The organism is Cohaesibacter gelatinilyticus, assembly GCF_900215605.1.
In the GTDB taxonomy this organism is placed as follows: Bacteria; Pseudomonadota; Alphaproteobacteria; order Rhizobiales; family Cohaesibacteraceae; genus Cohaesibacter; species Cohaesibacter gelatinilyticus.
The window spans coordinates 87,433-109,753 of the sequence record NZ_OBEL01000008.1 but is presented as its reverse complement, the minus strand read 5'-3'; the positions used below and the strand labels follow the sequence as shown (position 1 = coordinate 109,753).

18 protein-coding genes are annotated in these 22,321 nt (G+C 51.9%); 10 read left to right on the top strand and 8 right to left on the bottom strand.

Going from position 1 to position 22,321, the window contains the following annotated elements; all coding sequences use genetic code 11:
- Nucleotides 1-31 precede the first annotated feature (31 nt).
- From CRO57_RS22710 to repC, 7 genes are all read left to right on the top strand, one after another.
- The gene (locus tag CRO57_RS22710; protein WP_210200983.1) at nt 32-1,507 is read left to right on the top strand and encodes an ATP-binding protein; all 1,476 of its coding nucleotides are present in this window, start codon (nt 32-34) and stop codon (nt 1,505-1,507) included.
- A complete protein-coding gene (locus CRO57_RS22705) occupies nt 1,500-2,594 on the top strand; it encodes an NADH-quinone oxidoreductase subunit B family protein (RefSeq protein ID WP_097155818.1) in 1,095 nt (364 codons plus the stop codon). Before CRO57_RS22710 ends, CRO57_RS22705 begins: the two co-directional genes overlap by 8 nt.
- The gene (locus CRO57_RS22700) at nt 2,591-4,045 is read left to right on the top strand and encodes a nickel-dependent hydrogenase large subunit (RefSeq protein WP_097155817.1); all 1,455 of its coding nucleotides are present in this window, start codon (nt 2,591-2,593) and stop codon (nt 4,043-4,045) included. The genes CRO57_RS22705 and CRO57_RS22700 overlap by 4 nt, the downstream gene beginning before the upstream one ends.
- 2 nt (nt 4,046-4,047) lie before the next feature.
- Nucleotides 4,048-6,441, top strand: a complete 2,394-nt coding sequence (gene hypF / locus CRO57_RS22695) for a carbamoyltransferase HypF (RefSeq protein ID WP_097155816.1) — start codon at nt 4,048-4,050, stop codon at nt 6,439-6,441.
- A 300-nt stretch (nt 6,442-6,741) separates the two neighbouring features.
- Entirely contained in the window at nt 6,742-7,932 is a 1,191-nt protein-coding gene (repA, locus tag CRO57_RS22690; protein WP_097155815.1) for a plasmid partitioning protein RepA, read from the top strand.
- A 73-nt stretch (nt 7,933-8,005) separates the two neighbouring features.
- Nucleotides 8,006-9,028 (top strand): plasmid partitioning protein RepB, encoded by a 1,023-nt coding sequence (gene repB, locus CRO57_RS22685; protein WP_097155814.1) that lies wholly within the window; start codon nt 8,006-8,008, stop codon nt 9,026-9,028.
- Between the two features lie 151 nt (nt 9,029-9,179).
- Complete coding sequence (repC, locus tag CRO57_RS22680; RefSeq protein WP_097155813.1) at nt 9,180-10,427, top strand: plasmid replication protein RepC; 1,248 nt, start codon at nt 9,180-9,182, stop codon at nt 10,425-10,427.
- Nucleotides 10,428-10,477: 50 nt separating this feature from the next.
- Here the strand turns inward: repC and CRO57_RS22675 are convergent, their stop codons facing one another.
- From CRO57_RS22675 to CRO57_RS22655, 5 genes are all read right to left on the bottom strand, one after another.
- Entirely contained in the window at nt 10,478-11,482 is a 1,005-nt protein-coding gene (locus CRO57_RS22675) for a glucokinase (protein WP_170956220.1), read from the bottom strand.
- A gap of 247 nt (nt 11,483-11,729) precedes the next feature.
- Nucleotides 11,730-12,845, bottom strand: coding sequence for an ABC transporter ATP-binding protein (locus CRO57_RS22670; RefSeq protein WP_097155811.1), 1,116 nt, complete (start codon nt 12,843-12,845; stop codon nt 11,730-11,732).
- A gap of 10 nt (nt 12,846-12,855) precedes the next feature.
- Entirely contained in the window at nt 12,856-13,743 is an 888-nt protein-coding gene (locus CRO57_RS22665; RefSeq protein ID WP_097155810.1) for a carbohydrate ABC transporter permease, read from the bottom strand.
- Nucleotides 13,736-14,635 (bottom strand): carbohydrate ABC transporter permease, encoded by a 900-nt coding sequence (locus CRO57_RS22660; protein ID WP_097155809.1) that lies wholly within the window; start codon nt 14,633-14,635, stop codon nt 13,736-13,738. The genes CRO57_RS22665 and CRO57_RS22660 overlap by 8 nt, the downstream gene beginning before the upstream one ends.
- 145 nt (nt 14,636-14,780) lie before the next feature.
- Nucleotides 14,781-16,031 carry an ABC transporter substrate-binding protein gene (locus CRO57_RS22655; RefSeq protein WP_097155808.1) on the bottom strand — a complete coding sequence of 417 codons (1,251 nt, stop codon included), beginning with the start codon at nt 16,029-16,031 and terminating at the stop codon, nt 14,781-14,783.
- Nucleotides 16,032-16,232: 201 nt separating this feature from the next.
- Here CRO57_RS22655 and CRO57_RS22650 point away from each other — a divergent pair, with 201 nt between their 5' ends.
- Both CRO57_RS22650 and CRO57_RS22645 read left to right on the top strand, forming a co-directional pair.
- Nucleotides 16,233-16,976: a response regulator gene (locus CRO57_RS22650; protein WP_170956219.1), complete on the top strand. Its 744-nt coding sequence runs from the start codon at nt 16,233-16,235 to the stop codon at nt 16,974-16,976.
- On the top strand, nt 16,973-18,418 hold the full coding sequence (locus CRO57_RS22645) for a sensor histidine kinase (RefSeq protein WP_097155806.1): 1,446 nt from the start codon (nt 16,973-16,975) through the stop codon (nt 18,416-18,418). The genes CRO57_RS22650 and CRO57_RS22645 overlap by 4 nt, the downstream gene beginning before the upstream one ends.
- 7 nt (nt 18,419-18,425) lie before the next feature.
- Here CRO57_RS22645 and CRO57_RS22640 read toward each other — a convergent pair whose 3' ends face one another.
- A complete protein-coding gene (locus CRO57_RS22640) occupies nt 18,426-19,025 on the bottom strand; it encodes an FMN-dependent NADH-azoreductase (RefSeq protein WP_097155805.1) in 600 nt (199 codons plus the stop codon).
- Nucleotides 19,026-19,153: 128 nt separating this feature from the next.
- On the opposite strand from CRO57_RS22640, the gene CRO57_RS22635 reads away from it, so the two are divergent.
- Nucleotides 19,154-20,032: a LysR family transcriptional regulator gene (locus CRO57_RS22635; RefSeq protein ID WP_280176206.1), complete on the top strand. Its 879-nt coding sequence runs from the start codon at nt 19,154-19,156 to the stop codon at nt 20,030-20,032.
- A gap of 130 nt (nt 20,033-20,162) precedes the next feature.
- Here CRO57_RS22635 and pgl read toward each other — a convergent pair whose 3' ends face one another.
- Entirely contained in the window at nt 20,163-20,849 is a 687-nt protein-coding gene (gene pgl / locus CRO57_RS22630) for a 6-phosphogluconolactonase (protein ID WP_097155803.1), read from the bottom strand.
- Nucleotides 20,846-22,303: a glucose-6-phosphate dehydrogenase gene (gene zwf / locus CRO57_RS22625; protein WP_097155802.1), complete on the bottom strand. Its 1,458-nt coding sequence runs from the start codon at nt 22,301-22,303 to the stop codon at nt 20,846-20,848. The genes pgl and zwf overlap by 4 nt, the downstream gene beginning before the upstream one ends.
- Between the last annotated feature and the right edge of the window lie 18 nt (nt 22,304-22,321).

Genomic DNA, 22,321 nt, shown 5'->3' with positions numbered 1-22,321 from the left:
GTAAATCAGGACCAAGGATCAAGATAAGGCAATGGCACATCATCCCGGCAAGGACGGGTCCAACTCTGATGTCACTCCGCTTTCCACTTCCTCGCCTCTTCAAACCCAGCTGGGAGGCGCACAATTGGGAGAGGATGGAAGTTTTGCCATGCCTGATGCTGATGAGGCGACTTGGATTGATGTGATCCAGAAAATGGATAGCGTCTATGCGGAGCTGGTGGAAAGCCAGACCGAGCTGGAAGAAAAGAATGCCGCGTTGGAAGAAGCGCAGTTCTTCATTTCCAGCGTGCTGTCCTCCATGACCGATGTGCTGATTGTTTGTGATCGTCATGGCCGCATCCAGCAAACCAATGCAGCCCTGGAGGAATTGACCGGTTTTGCCGAGCATAGTCTGTTGGGGCAATCTCTTGGTAATATCCTCTCTTCCGAGAATAGTGATCTATTGAGCCAAATGGCGGAACGCTTGTCGAGTTCCTCGCCTATTTCCGACTGCGAGGTGGCGGTGGTGGATTGCCAAGGCAACGCCGTGCCGCTGTCCATCAATTGCTCCCCACGCTTTGACCATCAAGGCAATATGGTTGGATTGGTACTGATCGGGCGGCCATTGGGTGAGCTGCAAAAAGCCTATCGCGAGCTGGATGAAGCCCATCACACGTTGCGTGAAGCTCAGCAACAGCTTGTTTTCTCGGAAAAAATGGCGGCGCTTGGTCGTTTGGTGGCAGGCGTTGCCCATGAGTTGAACAATCCCATCAGCTTTGTCTTTGGCAACATGCATGCGCTGAAGACTTATGGCGAGCGCATCACTCGCTATTTGCACGAAGTGGAAGCCAAGAGCCAGAATGCGGAGCTGGCCGAATTGCGCCGCAAGCTCGGCATCAAGCGCATCATGGACGACATTCTGCCGCTATGCGAAGGTACGTTGGAAGGGGCAGAGCGGGTCAGCGATATTGTGCAGGAACTCCGTCGCTTCTCATCCTCACAAAAGGAAGCACCAGAGGAATTTGCGCTGCGTGGTGTGATTGAAACCGCCACCAATTGGGTGTTTCGCGGTGCCAAGGTCAACCCTGATCTGGTGATTGAATGCGACGGGACATTGTGCCTTTCGGCCAAAAAAGGCTATGTGCATCAAATCCTTGTCAATCTGGTGCAAAATGCCATCGACGCGATGGACGGTGAGGGATCTGCCAATGCCATTCAATCCAGTCTGCATATCGCGTGTGCAGGCGTAGGTGATGAGAAGGATCAGATAGCCTTGTCCGTTCGTGACAATGGGCATGGCATATCGGAAGGCGATCTGGCTCGTATTTTCGAGCCTTTCTATACCACCCGCCCGATCGGACAGGGCACCGGGCTTGGTCTTTATGTAAGTTACAATCTGGCCGAAGAAATGGGCGGTTCTCTCGCAGGAAGCAATCACGAAGATGGTGGCGCCTGTTTCACCCTGACTTTGCCGATCAAGCCTAAACCCTCTTCAGCATCAAAAGAGCAGGAGGGCAGTGATGACTGATCGGTCTTCCAAATCGACCAAAACTCTGCTGTGGCTGCAATCGGGCGGCTGCGGTGGCTGTTCTCTTTCGCTCTTTGGGGCGGAAGCCCCGGATCTGCTATCGAGCTTTGAAGCGGCCAATATCGAGCTGCTTTGGCACCCTTCCCTATCATTGGAAACCGGCCAGCAAGTTCTTGATCTGATTGAGGCTATCCGGTCTGGTCAACAGAAGCTGGATATTCTTTGTCTGGAAGGCTCAGTTATCAATGGGCCAGATGGCACCGGCGCCTATCATTTGATGGCGGGCACTGGCGGCAAGCCCATGCGCGATATCATCTCCGAACTTGCAATTCATGCGTCTCAAGTGGTGGCGATCGGCTCTTGTGCGGCCTATGGCGGCATCACGGCCGCAGGCGAGAATGAGGTAGAGGCAACCGGCCTTTCCTTTGACGGCAACAAGCCGGGGGGATTGCTGGGTGGTGATTATCGCTCGGATCTGGAGCTGCCGGTAATCAACATTCCTGGCTGTCCCATTCATCCGGACTGGGTGACCGAGACGCTAGCCCATCTCAGCTCCGATCAGATGAAAGCGCAGGATCTGGATGCCTTTGGCCGGCCCTTGTCCATGGCGGGATCGCTGGTCCATCATGGCTGCTCGCGCAATGAATTTTATGAATATAAAGCCAGTGCCGAGCGTTTGGCCGATCTTGGCTGCATGATGGAAAATCTTGGCTGTAAAGGCACGCAGGCGGCAGGCGACTGCAATTCCCGTCCCTGGAATGGATCGGGCTCTTGCATCACTGGTGGCTATCCCTGCATTGCCTGCACTGAACCGGGTTTCGAAGAGCCGGGCCACTCTTTTGCCGAGACACCAAAGATTGCAGGCATCCCCGTTGGCCTCCCTACCGATATGCCAAAAGCATGGTTCGTGGCGCTGGCATCTCTGTCAAAGGCAGCAACACCCAAGCGTTTGAGCGAGAATGCGACCGCGGAGCGGGTGATCTTTACCCATAATCGTGTGCCGGTTGGCGAAGGTTCCAAGCCTGACAAGAAACCTTCTTCCCCTGCCCCGCTCTTTGGCATTGCAAGACGAAAGGATCGCTCATGAGCCGCCTGATCATCGGTCCTTTCAATCGCGTCGAAGGTGATCTGGAAGTCAAACTGGATATGCAAGAGGGACGGGTTGAGGAAGCGCGTGTGGTTTCGCCGCTTTATCGTGGGTTTGAGAGGATCTTGAAGGGAAAGGATCCGCAAGACGCTTTGGTCTATGCGCCACGCATTTGCGGCATCTGTTCGGTGAGCCAGTCAACGGCGGCAGCTTATGCGCTGGCTGGACTTGAGGGTGTTTCTACACCGCTGAATGGTCAGCGTGCCAGCAACATGATTTTGGCGACAGAGAATATCGCCGATCATCTGACCCATTTCTATCTGTTTTTCATGCCGGATTTTACCCGTGAGACCTATGGCTCTGAGCCTTGGTATGCGGGCATTGCGAAGCGCTTTCAGGCGATCAAAGGCGAAGCCACGCAGGATTTTTTGCCAGCACGGGCCGAGCTGTTGCACATCACGGGTATCTTGGCAGGCAAATGGCCCCATACGCTTGCCATTCAGCCAGGCGGCACCACGCGGTCCATTCAGGCCAATGAGCAAGCAAGGCTGAAAAGTATTCTTTTCACTTTCCGTCGCTTTCTGGAACGCCATCTCTTTGGTGCCGATCTGGAGGAAATCTCCTCTCTTTCCAGCTATGAGGCGCTTGAAGCGTGGTTAGCTGCTAAAGGCCCGGATCATAGCGATTTTTCTCGTTTTCTTGCTATCTCAAGAACTCTGGATCTGGCCAAGGCTGGCCGTTCCTGTGATCGCTTCATGAGCTATGGCGTTTATCCGCAAGGTGAAGAGCAAACACCCCTTTTCGCACAAGGCATTGTGATGGATGAACAAGCCTTGCCATTGGATAGCGCCGCCATTGCTGAAGATGTCAGCCATGCCTGGATGGTCAGCGATGAACCGCGTCATCCGTCCGATGGCCAGACCATTCCCGATCCTGGCATGCAGGATGGCTATAGTTGGTGCAAGGCCCCTCGCCTGAATGGTCAGACGATGGAAACCGGGGCTTTGTCACGACAACTGATAGATGGACATCCGCTCATTCGCGATTGTGTTGCGCGTTCTGGCGGCAATGTCGAAAATCGTGTTCTGGCCCGGTTGCTGGAGGTCGCTATTCTGGTTCCGCATATGCAGGCATGGTCTGAGAGCTTGGATCTTGGTGAGCCTTTCCGTCATCACGGTAAAGGATTGCCCGATGGCCAGTCCGTTGGTCTGGTGGAAGCCGCACGCGGCTCGCTTGGCCATTGGCTGAGCGTGAAAAATGGTGTGATCGAGAATTATCAGATCATCGCACCGACCACATGGAATTTCTCACCGCGCGATGGGCAAGGCCTGCCTGGCCCGCTGGAACAGGCGCTTGTAGGGGCTGGATTGCGCGAAGGCGAGGTTGATCCGGTTTCTGTTCAGCATATCGTGCGCTCTTACGATCCCTGCATGGTCTGCACGGTGCATTGACCATGCCTGATCCCTTGTCTCATGGCTCATGTCACTCCATTCGCGTGCGCGGATTGGTGCAAGGGGTTGGTTTTCGTCCCACGGTTTGGCAAGTGGCCAAGGCTTTGAAACTTAAGGGTGATGTGCGCAATGATGGCGAAGGAGTCTTGATCCGTCTTGCGGCTGATCAAAATGAGTTGGCCGCGTTTGTCCAGAATTTGCGGAACGCTTGCCCTCCCCTTGCTCGCATAGATACCATTGAATGCCAACCACTCGATGAGCTAGTCTCTTTCGACGACTTTTCCATTGCAGCCAGCGCCGAGACTGATATTGCCACCGGCATTGTTCCCGATGCTGCCACCTGCCCGGATTGCCTTGCTGACATCGAAGATCCTCCCAATCGACGCTATCGCTATCCCTTCACCAATTGCACCCATTGCGGCCCCCGCCTCTCAATCATCAAGCAGCTTCCCTATGATCGTGCCTATACTTCGATGGCAGAGTTCGAGATGTGCGCGTATTGTCAGGCGGAATATGATGATCCGGCGGATCGCCGTTTTCACGCCCAGCCCAATGCCTGTCCCGACTGTGGCCCGCAATTATCGCTGATTTGGGCGGATGGGACACCGATCATGTTGGATGATGAGCAAGATGCGATCCAGCGCTGCGCGTCGCTTTTAAAGCAAGGCAGGATCGTCGCAATCAAAGGCATTGGTGGGTTTCATCTGGCGGTTGATGCTTCCAATGAAGATGCTGTCGCCGAGCTACGCGCTCGAAAGCTGCGCTATGGCAAACCGCTGGCCCTTATGGCGCGGGATCTGGATATGGTCCGGAGCTTTTGTAAAGTGGGAGAAATTGCAGAAAACCTCTTGCTTGATCGCGCTGCGCCCATTGTGCTTTTGGAGCAAAAAGAAAATGCGGCGGAACTGGCATCTGCTATTGCACCGGGACAGCGCCGTTTGGGTTTCATGCTGCCTTACAGCCCACTTCATAGCTTGCTGATGCAGGAGTTGGATCATCCCTTGGTGATGACGTCTGGTAATCTCTCTTCTGAGCCACAGGTGATTGACAATGAGGAAGCGTTGCAACGCCTGTCCTCAATTGCGGACGCTTTCCTCATGCATGATCGCGCCATCATCAATCGGCTGGATGATTCCGTCCTTCATCTGGTGGATGATCGTGCGGCGGTTCTGCGCCGAGCGCGCGGATTTGCGCCAGAGCCGCTGCCTTTGCCTGCGGGATTTGAAACAGCTCCCGACATTCTCGCCATTGGTGGAGAAGTCAAGAATACCTTTTGCTTGCTGGAACATGGTCAATTGACCCTCTCCCATCACATTGGCGATATGGAAAATCCCAAGCAGCAAAAGGACTATCGCAGGGCTTTGGATCTTTATGCCTCTGTTCGAAACTTTGAGCCTCAGCGCATCGCTCTGGATTGTCATCAGGGCTACTTTTCTACGCGTTTGGGTGAAACTCTGGCGGTCGAACAAGATTGCCTGATAGATGCTATCCAGCATCACCATGCTCATCTGGCGGCTTGTATGGCCGAATATGCTTTGCCGTTGGATCACGGGCCTGTTCTTGGTGTCGTGCTGGATGGTTTGGGATCATCTGAAGAAGGCGAACTTTGGGGCGGAGAGTTTTTGCTCGGTACCTATCAGGGCTATGAGCGACTGGCCCATTTTGCATCTGTCGCCATGCCAGGTGGCGGCAAGGCCTCTTATGAGCCGTGGCGCAATTGCTTTGCGCAATTGCGAGAGTTGGGCGGTTGGGAACAAATCTCTGCGGACTATGCTGATCTGGAAATCATTCGCTGGCTCGGCAAGAAGCCTTTGACACAAATGAACGCCATGATCGAACGCGGTCTGAATGCACCCAAAGCTTCTTCTGCGGGGCGGCTTTTTGATGCGGTTGCAGCCTGTCTCGATATGTGCCGCGATCAGGTGCGTTATGAAGGGGAGGCGGCGATGCTGCTTCAAGCCCATGCAGAAGAGGCGTTCGTGCGATATAGCGAGACACAAATCGAGCCTTATGAGAAGGAGCTTCAACGCTCATGTGAGGAGCAAAGCAAGGAGCCTTTGGTTCTGACGTGGCGTCCTCTTTGGCGTGGTATTTTGGAAGATCTGAGATCGGGCAAAGACAGAGATCTCATTGCTGCCAGATTCCATCAAACCTTGATTGTTGTGATTGCTGATCTGGCAACTGAACTCGCTCAAAGCCATTCGGTGAAGAAAATAGCTCTGACCGGTGGTGTCCTTCAGAATGTGATTCTCTGCGAAGGTGTCGCTGCTCGGCTGCGTAAAAGTGACTTGGAAGTGCTTATTCCTCGTCTGTTTCCTGCCAATGATGGCGGATTGGCACTGGGACAAGCTATGATCAGTGCCGCGCGTGCGATTGCTGCAAGCAAAACCGCATAGTGAAATTGACAGCCGTACAAATCTGTATTTCTAATATGTAAATCAACTAGATAGTTTGATTTTTAGATCAAATTTCCAGCTCTGTCATGGCTTTTTGATTTAATGCCCGGTTAACCATAAAATTCTGTACGGATCTTCTTTGCGGTCAGATGCACGCCCGGCAGCCGGGGGTATTAACCTTTCATTAACGAAAAATCTCTTGCCAGAATCGGGGAATCATCCGATTGTTCACACTTAAGATGCCTATTCGCGATTAAAAGCGATATTTTTAAAAATGCTAACTTGGTGACGGTAGCTCAGATGAACAGCCCTGTCGGTTTCGATCAGATCATCTTACAGCAAGGCGAGCTGATCTCGGACAAATTGCATATGTTGCGTGTGGAGCAATTCCCACCCAACGCGACGAAAGGGCTGCGCCAATTCTCACTTGCCGAAGTTGCCAGTTATCTTGGTGTGACCCAGTCCAATATCAAGAAATTGCATTTGGAAGGCAAGGGGCCAGTTCCAACCACATCAGCCAGCGGTCGCCGGTCCTACACGGCCGAACAAATGCTGGAGCTGCGCCGGTATCTCGATAAGAATGGCCGCCCGGGCAAGAAGCCATATCTACCTCACCGTTCCGAAGGTGAAGATCTTCAGGTTATCTCGGTCGTGAACTTCAAAGGTGGATCAGGCAAGACCACGACGACGTCGCATCTGGCACAGCATCTGGCTTTGACGGGGCATCGCGTTTTGGCAATTGATCTCGATCCTCAGGCATCTCTGACCGCGCTCTATGGTATTCAGCCAGAGCTGGACCAAACAGGTTCGCTCTATGAGGCCTTGCGCTATGATGAAGATCGTCAGTCGATTACCAGCGTCATTCGTCCGACCAATTTTCCGGGTCTTGATATTGTTCCTGCTAATCTGGAGCTGCAGGAATATGAGTATGACACGCCTTTGGCAGCTGCCAGCAAGGACAGTAATGAAGGGCGTTTGTTCTTTACGCGCATCACCGAAGTCCTGGCTGATGTCGAAGATCAATATGACATCGTTCTGATTGATTGCCCGCCTCAGCTTGGCTATTTGACTCTGACAGCTTTGACGGCATCAACTTCGGTTTTGATCACCGTTCACCCACAGATGCTGGACATCATGTCCATGAGCCAGTTCCTCTTGATGCTGGGCGGCATTCTGGAGAGTATGAATAGTGCAGGGGCAGGTATCAATCTGAATTGGTTCCGCTATGTGGTCACCCGCTATGAGCCGACCGATGGGCCACAGGCCCAGATGGTTGGCTTCATGCAGGCGCTGTTTCCCAATCAGATGCTCCAAAACCATATGCTGAAATCCACTGCGATTTCCGACGCTGGTATTACCAAGCAAACCCTCTATGAAATTGATCGCTCTCAATTCAACCGTCAGACCTATGATCGCGCAATCGGGTCACTGAATGCGGTCAATGGTGAAATTACCGATTTGATCCATCGTGCATGGGGAAGGGACGTCTGATGACTTTGACAGCCGTACAAATCCCGTTTTTCTCAAATGATCTCAGTAGGTTGATTCTGAAGGAGGTGCATTGATGGCTCGTAAGAACCTTTTGGCTTCCATCACCGGCGGCGCAACCGATCAGGGAGTGAACCCGAAACGCGCCAAATATGTGAAACGTGGTGCATCTCGCTCAATGGTATCCACCATTGAGGAGATGGCCGAGAACAGCAAGAAGATGATGGAAGGGGAGGCTATTGTTTCCCTGAACCCGGATCTGATTGATGCTTCCTTCATTGCTGACCGTTTGGAAACTGATCCGCAGGCCTTTGAAGAACTGAAGCAGGCTATTGCCGAACACGGCCAGTCCACGCCTATTCTGGTACGTCCTCATCCTGATGATGAAGGTCGTTATATGGTGGTTTATGGTCATCGCCGGGCGCGCGCTGCAAAAGAGCTGGAGATTGAAGTTCGGGCTGTGGTGAAAAGTCTGAATGATATTGCCCATATCATTACCCAAGGCCAGGAAAACACAGCTCGTTCCGATCTGACTTTCATCGAGAAAGCCCTTTTTGCTCGCAAGCTTAGCGATATGGAGCAAAGCAAGGACGTTATTCAGGCAGCGCTGACCATCGATGCTACGCTGCTTTCTCGCATGCAGTCCATCACCGATATCATTCCATCCGAATTGTTGGATGCACTTGGCTCCGCACGTGGCATTGGTCGGGATCGCTGGGAAGACTTGAAGCGCCTTGTAACCAATCCGAAACAGCGCGATGTAGCGCTTGGATTGCTGGAGGATGAAGCCTTCATGCAAGCGGAGGTGCGTGAGCAATTCGAGATGCTGTTTGCCAAGCTTGGTAAGGACAAGAACAAGGTTGCGAAGTCCGCACTTGGCCCCAAGGGACGGATGAGCAATGTTGCTAAGAAGCAATTGCCAGGCTGGTCAGCCAAGGATGAGAAGGTCAGCGCGAGCTATAAAGCAAGTGCCAAGAGCTTCAATCTGACCCTCAAGAAAGAGGATGCCAAGGGTTTTGGCAATTTCATCACTGCTCATCTGGAGCGACTTTACGAGGAATATCGTCAAGAATTGGAAAAGGACGAAAAGCGGAAGTAGCAAAAGAAAAAGGCTCCCGAACCGAGTCAACGGAAACGAGAACCTCTCATAGATGTAGCAATCAGAGAATCCCATTTCCGCGAATCATAGTCAAGTATTTTTCGCACCGATTCGGTGAACAGATTTCTTTTGCCTTTTGAAAGGTGAAAAAATGACTGTGACGCATATCTCGACGCCTTTCGGTGGGCGATCGATGACACTTGCCATGGCGGCAAGACAAATAGATGTGGCTGAAAAGGCCGCAAACCAGGACCATTCCGAGCCATTGGACAAATGGGATCTCTTCCGCCTGATTTGTGAAGCGCGGATTCTGGTCGGGGTTTCCGATCGGAGCCTGACGGTTTTGAACGCTCTATTGACCTTCTATCCTGGCAAGGAGCTGGTGGAAGATCAGGGCATGATTGTCTTTCCATCCAACAAGCAGCTTTCCCTGCGCTCCAACGGAATGGCTTCGGCCACCTTACGTCGGCATCTGGCAGCATTGATAAAGCAAGGCCTGATCATTCGCCATGACAGTCCCAATGGCAAACGCTATCAGCGCAAAGGCTCTTACGGTCAGGAAGACGCTACTTTTGGCTTTTCCCTGCAGCCCTTGCTGGCGCGTGCGACCGAGTTTGCCAATATGGTTTATCATATTCGTGCTGAGAAAGCGGCCCTGAAGACCACACGAGAGCAATTGACCCTTGTGCGCCGCGATATTGCCAAGATGATCGAAATGGCCCTGGAAGAAGGCTTGGAGCTCGGGCAGGGGGCATCCTGGGGTGAGCTGCATGACCAATTTCGCGATCTGGTGGTTCGGATTCCACGCAAAGCGGATATTCTTGAATTGAAGCCTTTGCTGAAGGAATTTGAAGCTCTTCGTGACCTTGTGAATAAGTCACTGGAAAATCATTTAAATTCAGAACAATCAAGCGCCAATGAGTCTCAAAGTGAGCGCCACTATCATAATTCAAAACCAAATATCTATTTTGAATCTGAACCGGCTTCCAAAAAGGAAGTCGAGGGTAAATCCGAGGTCAACCAAGATCGAATGAAGCCCAAGGTGAGATCTTATCCATTGGGGATGGTGCTTCAAGCCTGTCCTCAGGTGTCCATCTACTCGACTGGAGGACAAATTCGACATTGGGTGGATCTGATCCAGACCACAGATACGATCCGCACCATGTTTGGCATCAGTCCGCACGCCTATGAAGCCGCGATCGAAGCCATGGGGCAAGAGCAAGTGGCCATTGTCATTGCCTGTATGTTGGAGCGATCGGATAAAATCGTCTCGCCGGGCGGATATTTGCGCGTCTTGACCGAAAAGGCCCTGGATCATGACTTCTCGGTCGGGCCGATGCTGATGGCGCTCATGAGAACCAACCTGGAACACCAGAAAAATGGGGTAGGGGTTGCCTAGGACGTAGCCTCATAAAAGAGTCTGCGTCCTAGAATGGCTGGTGGAAACGTTTATCTGCAAAATTCGAGGGCATTGATGGTACCGAGCAAACCAAAATTCTTGTTCCGATACAGATAAACGGGAAATTCCTTGCGGAATTTTGTATGGCGGCCACCTTCATTGAAAGCCTTCATGAAAGTCGGTTTTTCGAAGATCCAGTCATTGGCTTGCAGGACGCCACCAGATAGAAAAATACCGCCTTCAGCTGTAAGAGCAAGTGCAAGATCCCCGGAAACAGCACCAAGATAGTGGCAGAAACGATCAATAACGATAGCAGCGAGGGATGATGAATTTTCCTTTGCATTGGCAAAAATTTCCGCAGCTTTCGTGCCTGAGATAGGTTTGCCATGCAACTCTTCCAGCGCTCGCATCACAACCGGAATACCGGTACCACTGACAATGGCTTCTGCTTCCAGCGCCAATCCGGATCCCATTTGTACTTCTGGCCAAAGATCAGCCAGCCTTTTGAAAAGCTCGATATCATCGTGATTTTCCGGGGCGATACGGATATGCCCTCCTTCTCCCTGGAGCACATGAGGGCGATTGCCCGCCCAGATTTGAGATCCGACACCCAATCCAGTGCCTGGACCCACAATGAGTCTGGTGCCTGTAGGGGCTGGATTGCTTTCAGGAATTGACGGCAAATCTCCCTGCAAGGCGATAAGATCATTCGGATGAGCTGTTACCAACGACCAGGCAGCAGCTTCAAAATCATTGATGATACGAGCTGTTTGTGAGCCAGATGCTTTTAGAATCTGTTGTTCGGAAAAGATTTTCCCTGCATTGGTGAGCTTTACTGCACCGTCTGCAATGACCCCAGCGGCAGCAACACCGGCATGAGCGGGTGATGAACCGGATCTGGCAACAAAGTCTGAGATCGCCTCTTCGATATGCATATCTCCCGTTGTTGGATAGCGCTTCTGATCGGTGATTGTTGCCTGTTCAACTTTGGCAAGGCGCATGTTTGTGCCGCCAATATCACCAATCAGGTTCCAAGAGGTGCCGGAGTTGCTCATATCGTTCATTTCTCATCTGTTTTGAAGAGGAAGAGAGTTGGCCATTTTTATCGAAAAAATGCCGGTTTAACAACGTAAACCGGCATCTGGATCAGGCTATTTTGACCCAAGTTTAGGATTGGCGCACCTGCTAGCAGGTCTCAAGGGGCCATCCAGTCAAAAAGTGCGATGTCAGAGCTGAACAGACTTTCTGTTCGGCTCTGACAAGGATCTGTTTGGGGAACAGATCTGGCAACTTTGAGCTTGGTTAAATCCGCTCTTCCGTTTGCGGATCAAACAAGCTTGCGCGGCTCATATCGATGCTGAAAGCAAGCTGATCGCCGCTTCCCACATCAATGGCGGAACTAACGCGTGCCATGACATCGTGTTTGCCCCATTTCAGGAAGCAAAGGGTATCAGCGCCGGTCGGTTCTACCACATCGACATTGCTCAGGATTGTTTGTTGTCCGTTGACGTCTGCTCCATTGACATAAGTGATCATTTCGGGACGCAGTCCAAGGACGACTTCCTTACCGCCATATTCCGTGATATCGGCATCATTGTTGGCGAGCGACAGATCGATGACATCATTGTCTGTATCCTTGTTCAGAGACAATCGGGCATGTGTGATACCGTCTTTCTCAACCAGTGTGGCTGGAATGAAATTCATCGGAGGTGAGCCAACCAAACCAGCCACAAAGATGTTGGCCGGCTTGTTGTAGATCTCGGTAGGCGACGCCAATTGCTGAACGGAGCCATCTTTGAGGATGGCAATGCGATCTGCCAGCGTCAGCGCCTCGATCTGGTCATGAGTGACATAGACCATGGTGGCGCTGAGTTCCTTGTGCAGGCGTTTGATTTCGGTGCGCATCTCCAGACGTAGTTTTGCGTCCAGATTGGAGAGCGGTTCATCAAACAGGAAGACCTCAGGGCGACGCACCAGAGCACGCCCCATCGCCACACGCTGGCGCTGACCACCTGACAATTGAGCTGGCTTACGATCCAACAAATGGCTGATTTGCAGCATTTCGGCAACGCCTTCGACTGCTTTCTGGCGTTCGGCTTTCTGAATCCCGCGCATCTCCAGACCAAAGGCAATATTCTTGGCCACAGTCATGTTGGGATAGAGTGCATAGGACTGGAATACCATGGCGATATCACGATCCTTGGGATGCACATCATTTATGACACGGTCACCGATCATGATCTCACCACCGGTCACGCTTTCCAGACCTGCAATCATGTTGAGCAGGGTGGATTTGCCGCAGCCTGAGGCGCCGAGCAGTACCAGAAATTCTCCATCTTGCAGGTCAATGGATACATCTTTGAGGACTTCGACAGTACCATAGCGTTTGACCGCATTTTTGATTGTTAAGGATGCCATATCTCTCTCCTTATCCTTTGACTGAGCCTGCGGTCAGGCCACGAACGAAATACCGACCAGCAATGATGTAAACCAATAAGGTTGGGGCTGCGGTGATCAAGGCTGCTGCCATGTCCACGTTATATTGCTTCACCCCTGTGGTGGTGTTCACCAGATTGTTCATCGCAACCATGATTGGCTGAGCGCCACCAGTGGTGAAGCTGGCGCCAAACAGGAAGTCGTTCCAGATTTGTGTAAACTGCCAGATGACCGAAACCACGATGATGGGGGGTGACAGTGGCAGGATGATACGGATGAAGATGGTGAAAAATCCAGCACCATCGATGGTTGCTGCCTTCACCAACTCATCAGGGATCGTCACATAATAATTGCGGAAAAACAGGGTGGTGAAGGCAAGGCCATAAACCGTATGAACCAGGATCAGACCATAGACGGTGTTGGTGATGCCGATCAGACCCAAAGTCTGCGCCATTGGCAAGATGACCACTTGAAAGGGTACAAAGCAGCCAAACAGGATCAATGCAAAGACAATATTAGCGCCCTTGAATTTCCATTTGGTCAGGGCATAACCTGTCATCGCACCCAGCAAAGTGGATAGAAAGACAGATGGCAGAGCCATGGAGACCGAGTTCCAGAAATACGGCTTCAAGCCGGTGCATTGCACCCCGATGCAAGCTTCACTCCAGGCAAATTTCCAGGCAGAGAAGTTCAATTCGTGTGGAAGAGCCAACAATGAGCCACCACGGATTTCTTCCAGATCCTTCAGGGACGTGCCGACGACCACATAGGCAGGTAACAGGAACCATATAGCGAACAGGATCAACAAAGACCAGATCAGCAGGCGTCCGACCCATCTGGAGGGCGTTGGGGCCTGGGTTATCATATCAATATTAGCCATTTTTCTGCCCTCTCAGTTCGGAATAGAGATAAGGCACCATGATTGCGGCAACGGTTGCCAGCATGATCATGGCCGAGGCCGCACCGACGCCGATCTCATTGCGTCGAAATGTCATCTCATACATAAAGTTGGCTGGCAGAGTGGATGAATAGCCTGGTCCACCGCCTGTGAGTGCCACTACCAGATCGAAGCTCTTGATGGCCAGATGAGAGAGGATTACAACTGCACTCATGAAGACCGGACGCATGGAGGGCAGAATGATGCGCAGATAAATCTTTGCAGGTGATGCACCATCCAGACTGGCGGCTTTGATGATGTCCTGATCTACACTGCGAAGTGCGGACAGAAACAAGGCCATGACGAAGCCGGCTGATTGCCATACAGCAGCCATGACCAATGCATAGACGGCAAGGTCCTGGCTGACGGTCCAGCCGAAGGAAAAACTCTCCCAACCCCAGGAACGAATAACGGATTCCAGTCCCAGCGATGGATTCATGATCCATTTCCAGGCGGTGCCGGTAATGATGAAGGAGATGGCCATTGGATAAAGATATACTGTTCGAATGGCCCCTTCTGCGCGAATTTTCTGATCAAGCAGAATGGCCAGCAAACAACCTATGGCGATTGCGACCACAATGAACACAAATCCGAAGACAAACAGATTGTTGAAGGCGACTTCCCAACGGTCCATCTGGAACAGGCGCTCATAGGGGCGCAGACCGATGAAGGTGTAGTTGGGAAGCATTTTGGATTTGGTTGTCGAGATATAACCGGTCCAGAAGATGAAGCCATAAACGAAGACGACAATTGCCAGAAAGCCGGGAGACACGACCAATTGGGGAATCCATCGCTCAAGCTTGCGAGCGATGCCTCCATGAGAACGAGCCATCATGGTTCTCCTTACAATGGCACAGAATATATTGGCACTTGGAAATAGTGCAGGGCGGTCAATTGAGCGTTAGATTTTGTCACTCAACCCTACTTTGCTTACAAATCGGGCCTGTTACAAGGGTAACAGGCCCGTTCTGCAAGTCTGGTTATTGGGCGAGTTTGATCGCTTCAACCAGTTTCTTCGTGGCTTCCTCGGAAGACATGTCGGAATTGAAATGCGCAGTCGCTACATCAGTGAAAGCACCGCGGATGGCTCCGGCCTGTGCAATTTCATGAGCGACAGATCCGAGCAGTTTGTTGGATTTTGCAGCTGCTTCCATGTCATCCATGGATTTCAATGCACAGCTGTCAAAATTGTCGCGCTTGACGCCGGTACGGGCGGGAACGGAGCCTTTATAGAGGTTGAAGGTTTCCTGGAAATCCTCAGACAGGATCAATTCCGCCAGCAAAGCTTGACCTTTTGCCTTGTCATCGCCTTTGACATTGAACATGGCAAAGCTGTCGGAGTTCAACAGATACCCACCATCAGATGGTGTGGAAGCACAGATGTAATCAACGCCAGGTTTCTTGCCTGCGGCGGCAAATTCGCCTTTCGCCCAGTCACCCATGATCTGCATGGCAGCTTCACCACGCATGACCATGCCGGTGGCAAGGTTCCAGTCACGGCCAGGGAAGTCAGGATCGACATAGCCACGCATCTTGCGCATCTGATCGAAAACCTTGACCATGGTGTCTGAACCAAGCGCCTCCTCATCCAGCTCAACAAGTGCCTTACGATAGAAATCGATGCCACCAATACCCAGAACGACAGTTTCGAATACGGTTGCGTCCTGCCAAGGCTGGCCACCGTGGGCCAATGGTACGATGCCTGCGGCTTTCAGCTTGTCTGCCGTCTCATTGAATTCAGCCCAGGTGGTTGGAACTTTTGCACCAACTTTGGCCAAAACCTTGGGGTTTGCCCAAATCCAGTCAACGCGGTGCACGTTCACGGGAACGGCAACATATTTGCCGTCATATTTCACGATATCCTTGATGGCTTGAGGAAGAACACCATCCCAATTCTGGGCTTTTGCCACTGCGCTCAGATCACCCAATGCGCCAGCTTCGGCCCATTCCTTGATGTTTGGACCTTTGATCTGCACCGCTGCTGGTGGATCACCTGCAAGAACGCGGGAGCGCAGAACCGCTGCCTGTGCATCACCACCACCACCTGCAACCGGGGCATCCACCCATTTGCCGCCGCGATCCTTGAAAGTCTTTTGCAGGGCTTTCAGAGCCTTTGCTTCACCACCGGATGTCCAGTAGTGCAGAACTTCTGCAGTTGGTTCGGCCTGTACGGAAAATGGGGTTGCTGCCAAGGCAATGGCACCCAATAGAGCAAATTTCAATGATTTCATTCTTTCCTCCCAGAAATTCATTGATCGAAATCCATGTTGCCAAACGTTAGAGGATTTTGATCTGCCTGTAGCGCAGATTTTTGTATGTTTTTGTTTCAGAAAACCAAGCATAACAGAGTGAATGTTACAAACTGCAACATTATAGATCTTGTCGTAACAATTGCTTTGTTCGAAACTACAGAAAACCCGGGGGAGGGATCTGTGCGCCGTATCCATATCATTGAAGATGATCCCGAGATTTCTGCGCTTCTGTCCAGCTATCTGACAGAGCGACAGTTCGAGTGTACGGTCTCGGCCAGCGCTGAAGAAGCCTATCAGCATGCTCCAGATCTGTTCGATCTGATGATTGTTGATGTTATGCTGCCGGGTGACAGCGGCCTTGAGGTCTGTCGTCATATTCGTCAGATGTCCGATATTCCCATTATCATTCTCTCTGCGGTGAAGGGGGACACCGAGCGCATCATTGGTATCGAGCTGGGAGCGGATGATTACATCGAAAAACCGTTCAATCCGCGGGAGCTGCTGGCGCGCATCAATGCTTTGTTGCGCCGGACGGGGTCGCATCAAGCCAAAGCGACATCCGGCAAGTTGCAATTTTCCGGCTGGGTGCTGGATTTGTCTGCGGAACAGCTCCATGGACCGGGCAATTTGCTTGTCCCGCTGAGTACACGTGAATATTCCGTGCTGGCTATTCTGGCGCGGACCTCCCCCAATCCGGTCTCGCGGGATGATCTGGCGCAATTGTTGATCGGGCAGGATATAGAGCCGGGAGATCGCCGGATCGATATTTTGGTGAGCCGATTGCGCAAGAAACTGTTTGATATCGACAAAGAAGCCGACTTCATCCGTACCGTGCGTAATCAGGGTTATAAATTCTGCTCCGATATCACACCGCTTGACGCAGCCGCTTCCAACCAGACCTCATCAGGAGGCAGGAGGGAATGAACGGTCTCAATCAGCTGTTGGGTTTGTTTCCTCGACGCTTGTCGGCACGCTTGCCACTGATTGCGATTTTGAGCTTTCTGGCTGGTGCTCTGGCCGCATGGTTTCTGCTTATTGCTTATCAAAACCGGCAGACGGATCTGCAGATAGCGGAAATGACTGGCGGTATTCTTGCACGGGTCGTTGAGCAGAATTGGCAGGTTGAAAAAAACATGCCTGTTGCGATCAGGCAAGGGTTGCCCTATGAGGTGCAGCATCTTGAGGCCTTTCCCGCAAATCCTGATGTTCATGTCATTCCGCTGATCCTAAGCCTTGATGATCTTCGGGTCCGGGCTGCTGTGCAGTTCAAAAGCGCCCCGCCCCGCCCTGGTCTGTTGCGGGCGAATCCTGACAATTCAAATGTTGATGCCAACATGCGTCTTTCCTCGCTTTCCCACGGAATAGCCCGGCAGGATATGGAGGCGAACCTGCTGATTTTCTTGTCGGATGACAGTGTTCTGCTGATAGAAGCACCGCAAATCTGGCATGATCGCTTATCGGAAGCCAAAAGCATGCTTCTGGCGCTGATCGGGATCATCGGCATGCTTGCAGCGATTTTCCCCTTGTCTCTCAGTCTGACCATACCTTTCAAGAAACTGGCCCAAAAGCGCGAAAATCCACGGGCCAGTCTGGGGTCCTTTGCTTCCGAGGAAGCCATTGCCATTCAGGATCATATCAATTCCTTGCAGCGCCAGTTCGATCGCGAGCAGGAAAGTCAGATTCAGAGCCTTGCCTCCATTTCTCACGATTTGAGAACGCCCGTCACCCGTCTTCGCCTGCGAGCGGAGATCATGAAGGAAAAGGAGATGCAGGAGAAATTTCTCAGTGATCTGGAGGAAATTTCCTGTCTTGTTGAAGGGGCGTTGGATCTGTTGTCGGTGCGCAAACTTCCCGAAGATCATTTCAAATTCTCGTTGGATTCCCTGATCCAGAGCCTGTGTGATGACTATTGTGATATTGGCAAGGATGTGCGTTTTGCACTGCCGGAGCAGATAGAAATTGGCGGGGTCGCATCAGTCTTTGGGGGCACCGCGCCGGTGCTGGTTTCCGCCGAGACCCATGGCATGATGATTGGTCAGCCCAAAAAACTGCGCCGTGCCCTTGTGAATCTCATTGATAACAGCCTGAAATATGGACGCTATGCAGACATCTCGCTGGGGTATGATGGCAGCGATCATCTGATCATTCGTATCACAGATGGTGGACCGGGTATTCCAGCCGAGAAGATGGATCAGGTCATGCTGCCATTCGTACGGGGGCATTGGAGCAAATTGCAGCGTGGCTCAGGTTTGGGCCTGAGCATCGCCAACGAGATTATCAAGCATCACAAGGGAGAGCTGTCCCTCAAGAATGGCTCGGATGGGTTACTCGTGGAGGTCCATCTGCCAAGAGAACAAAGCAATTAGCCAACAATCAAATTAACGCCCTGATCGCCAGGCTTGCTGCGTGCAGTCCAGCTTTTGCCGCCTCATCTCCCATCGCCAGACCCTGCACATAGATGAATTCCAGATCGACAATTCCCATGAAGCCGAAAGCCGATCTGAGATAAGCTGTTGCCAGATCGTCGGATGTTCCCAGAAAATTGCCACCCTGAGCAATGACGATATAGGCTTTCTTGTCTTTTAAAAGCCCGACGGGACCATCCTCAGTGAATGCAAATGTTTGTCCGGCACGCGTAACATGATCGATCCAGCTTTTAAGGGTCGATGGGATCATCAGATTATACATGGGCACTCCCAGTACGAGTATCTGTGCATCCTTCAATTCCGAGATCAATATATCGGAACGCGCCAATCCGGCCTTTTGTGCGGAAGTAACAGCAGTGTTCGGATCGAGGAAAGTTTGAAATGTGTCATGATCAAGATGCGGAACAGGATGTTTGCCCAGATCACGTTTTATGCGTCGCATATCTGCAAATTTGGTGAGCAGTTTTTCGCTTACCTTGTCTGCAAGGTTTGAGGATTGTGAGGCTGTCTCCTGCATGCTGGTATTGATTTGCAACAGAATTGTCATGTGGCTTCTTCTCTCTCAATTTAAGTTGTTGGTCTTCTCATTGGTGTGGGAAGACACAAATTGATTAATCGAGAAAAGAAATGGTATAAAGTTAGTAACTAATGATTTTATCAATAGATGGATAAACAGTGCCAAGCCTGGATCAACTGAGAATGTTCATAGCAGCAGCTGAATCGGGTAGTTTTTCTGCAGCTGGTAGAGCTTTGGGCAAGGGACAGTCAGCCGTCAGTACGGCAATTGTCAATCTGGAAGTCGATCTGGGGTTTGAGCTTTTTGACCGGACCACCCGAAAACCGCAACTCACCGATAACGGTGACCGCATGCTGATCCATGCCCGGGCAGTTCTGATGCAGCTTGATGATATGACAAGCGCAGCGAACAGTATTTTTCAAGGTGAGGAAACCTGCATAAGGCTCATGATCGATGATGCCCTGGTTCTTCCCTCGCTGGGCCGGATATTGATTGAATTTGGACAGAGATTTCCCGCCACGCAAATTGACCTGCAATCTGGTATCAGTCCCGAAATTCCCAATATGGTTTTGCAGGATATGGCTGATATCGGTCTGATGTTTTCCAGCGGAGGGGTTCAAAAAGGCGTGGAGCAGACGTTCATTGGCAATCTGCCATTTGTGTCTGTTAGCGCACCGGATTATCCGCTTACGAAGCTTGCCGAGATCGGGGCGAATGAATTGCTGTCCCATCGTCAACTTCTGTTGCGGAGCCCCCAGGGCAGTGTTCTTGCGCAATTTCCTACCTTATCGACGCAAGTTTGGTATGCGACCAGCTTTCACACAATGCAGGATCTGGTTCTGCAAGGGGTGGGGTGGGCCTATCTGCCGGAGCATATGGTTGATGCGGCAATTGCATCCGGCCATTTGTCCAGGCTGAAATTACGGTTTGAGCATAAGCTCTGGAGTCCGCCGGTTGAGTGTATCAAGCTCAAGAATTCCTGTATGGGACCGGCTGCTACATGGTTGTTTGAGCAGATCAAGGACATTCTTGCATGAAAATAGCCATGCCAAGGACCCTATGTCCTAAAGCACTGCTCACAATCGTTCAATCGTGAGTGGTGCTTTAACCCTTTGATCCAAAGCGATTTCTTATCCGAAAAGTGCTTCAACTTTTCGGGAACACGCTCTAATCTGCATAATGAACCAGGGTGGATTGGTCGCGGTTCAAAATTGCACGAACCGGTGCTTCGAACTCATCCTGACCATTCATGGCCTGTTCAAGAGCGGTTTTCTTCTCCTCACCAGCAATAAGCAGATGAACGGACCCGGCAGCTTTGAGAACAGGTGCGGTCAGGGTGAGGCGTGGTTCCGGTGCGCCGGGTGCGCGCATGGGCAACAGGGCAGGGGCAGCGTCGGACAAGGCTTCGTTCAGCAAATCAGCGCCCGGGAAAAGCGAAGCCGTATGCATATCGGTGCCCATGCCAAGAACGCAGATATCCAAAGGCAGGGCCTGATCAAGCCCGGCACAGAGATCTTGCAAAACTTCTTCTGGTGCATCACCTGCCATATAGAGCGGCACATAAGTGGCTTTGGCGGCGTGTTCCTGCAACAGGCTGCGCCGGATCAGGGCGCTATTGGAGCGTGGAGAGCTTTCCGGCACGAAGCGTTCGTCGGTCAGAAGAATAAAAACCTTTTCCCAATCCAGGTCCTGCTTGCGCAGATTGAGGAAGAAAGGCTCAGGCGTTGTTCCGCCTGGCACCGCAAGACTGGCAGAGTCTTTTGTCTCAAGTGCGGCTCTCAACTCGCTGGCCACCTTTTCTGCCAAAGAGTGCATCAATTGTTCGCGGGTGTCGTAGGAGCGGATGTCTGTCACTTTTCAATCTCCCGCCAGCGGCGATTGTCCCGGTGCATCAGCATCAGGGCATCTTCCGGTCCGGAAGACTCGCTGTCATAAGGACGTGGCCGGTCTGCCGATTGCTCCCATTGTGTAATCATGCGGTCTGCCCAGCTCCAGGCGGCTTCCACTTCATCGCCACGCATGAACAAGGTTTGATCGCCACGGATCACATCCATCAGCAATCGCTCATAGGCATCCGGCGTTGCGATGCTCGATCTATTGCTCAGATCAGCAAAGGTCATATCCAGAGGCACTTCCGTCAGGCGAATGCCACCCGGGCCGGGTTCCTTGATCAAGACATGCAGCTTGATGCCTTCATCCGGTTGCAAGCGAATGACAAGCGTATTGCCGGAGAGATTGGGGGCGCGATCCGCGAATATATTGTGCGGTGGTTCCTTGAAGGTGACGGCAATTTCGGACATGCGATTGCGCAGGCGTTTGCCGGTGCGCAAATAGAAAGGCGTACCCGCCCAGCGCCATGTTTCGACATGAGTTTTGAGCGCAATGAAACTTTCTGTGCGGCTATCCGGATTTCCGCAATCTTCCAGATAGGAGCCTTTGTCACCCTTGCTGCGATATTGACCACGCACGATATCGCTCGTCGGCACATCAGTCAAAGCGTTGATGACTTTCAGCTTTTCATTGCGAATGTCATCGGGGGCAACACCGGCCGGAGGCTCCATTGCGGTCAGACACAGAAGCTGCATGAGATGGTTCTGGACCATGTCGCGCATGGCGCCCGACTGATCATAATAGGCCCCGCGTCCCTCAACCCCGATTTCCTCGGCAGCAGTGATCTGAACATGATCGACATAATGTGAGTTCCAAAGAGGCTCGAACAGAACATTGGCAAAGCGAAGCGCCATCAGGTTCTGAACGGTTTCCTTGCCGAGATAATGGTCGATCCGATAGATCTGGGATTCCTTGAAACATTGGGCCAGATCATTGTTCAGAGCCCTTGCACTCTCAAGATCATGTCCAAATGGTTTTTCCACCACGATGCGGCTATCCGCCGTTGAAATCTGGTGCGTCACCAATCGTTCCGACAGTGGGCCGAAGAGGGAAGGACCAACGGAAAAATAGAAGGCTCGAACGGCATCTTCGCGTAATTGCTCACGTAAATCGGACCAGCCATCATCCCCCAGGGCATCAAGACGCACATAGATGCATTGGTCAAGAAAAGCCTCGACCAAGGCATCATCCTTGACGCTCTCATCGAGAAATGTTTGCAGGGATGTGCGCACCAGATCCCGGAAACTGTCCTGGTCCTTGTCACTATGGGCTGCAGCGATGATGCGGGCATCTGCCGGTAACTGGCCAGCGCGCCGACGGCAGTAAAGGGCAGGGAGAATTTTACGACGGGACAGATCTCCCGTTCCGCCAAAGATGACCAGATCAAAATTCTCAACCGGTATGACTTGTGCAACCATGTTCGGTCCTCATGTTGT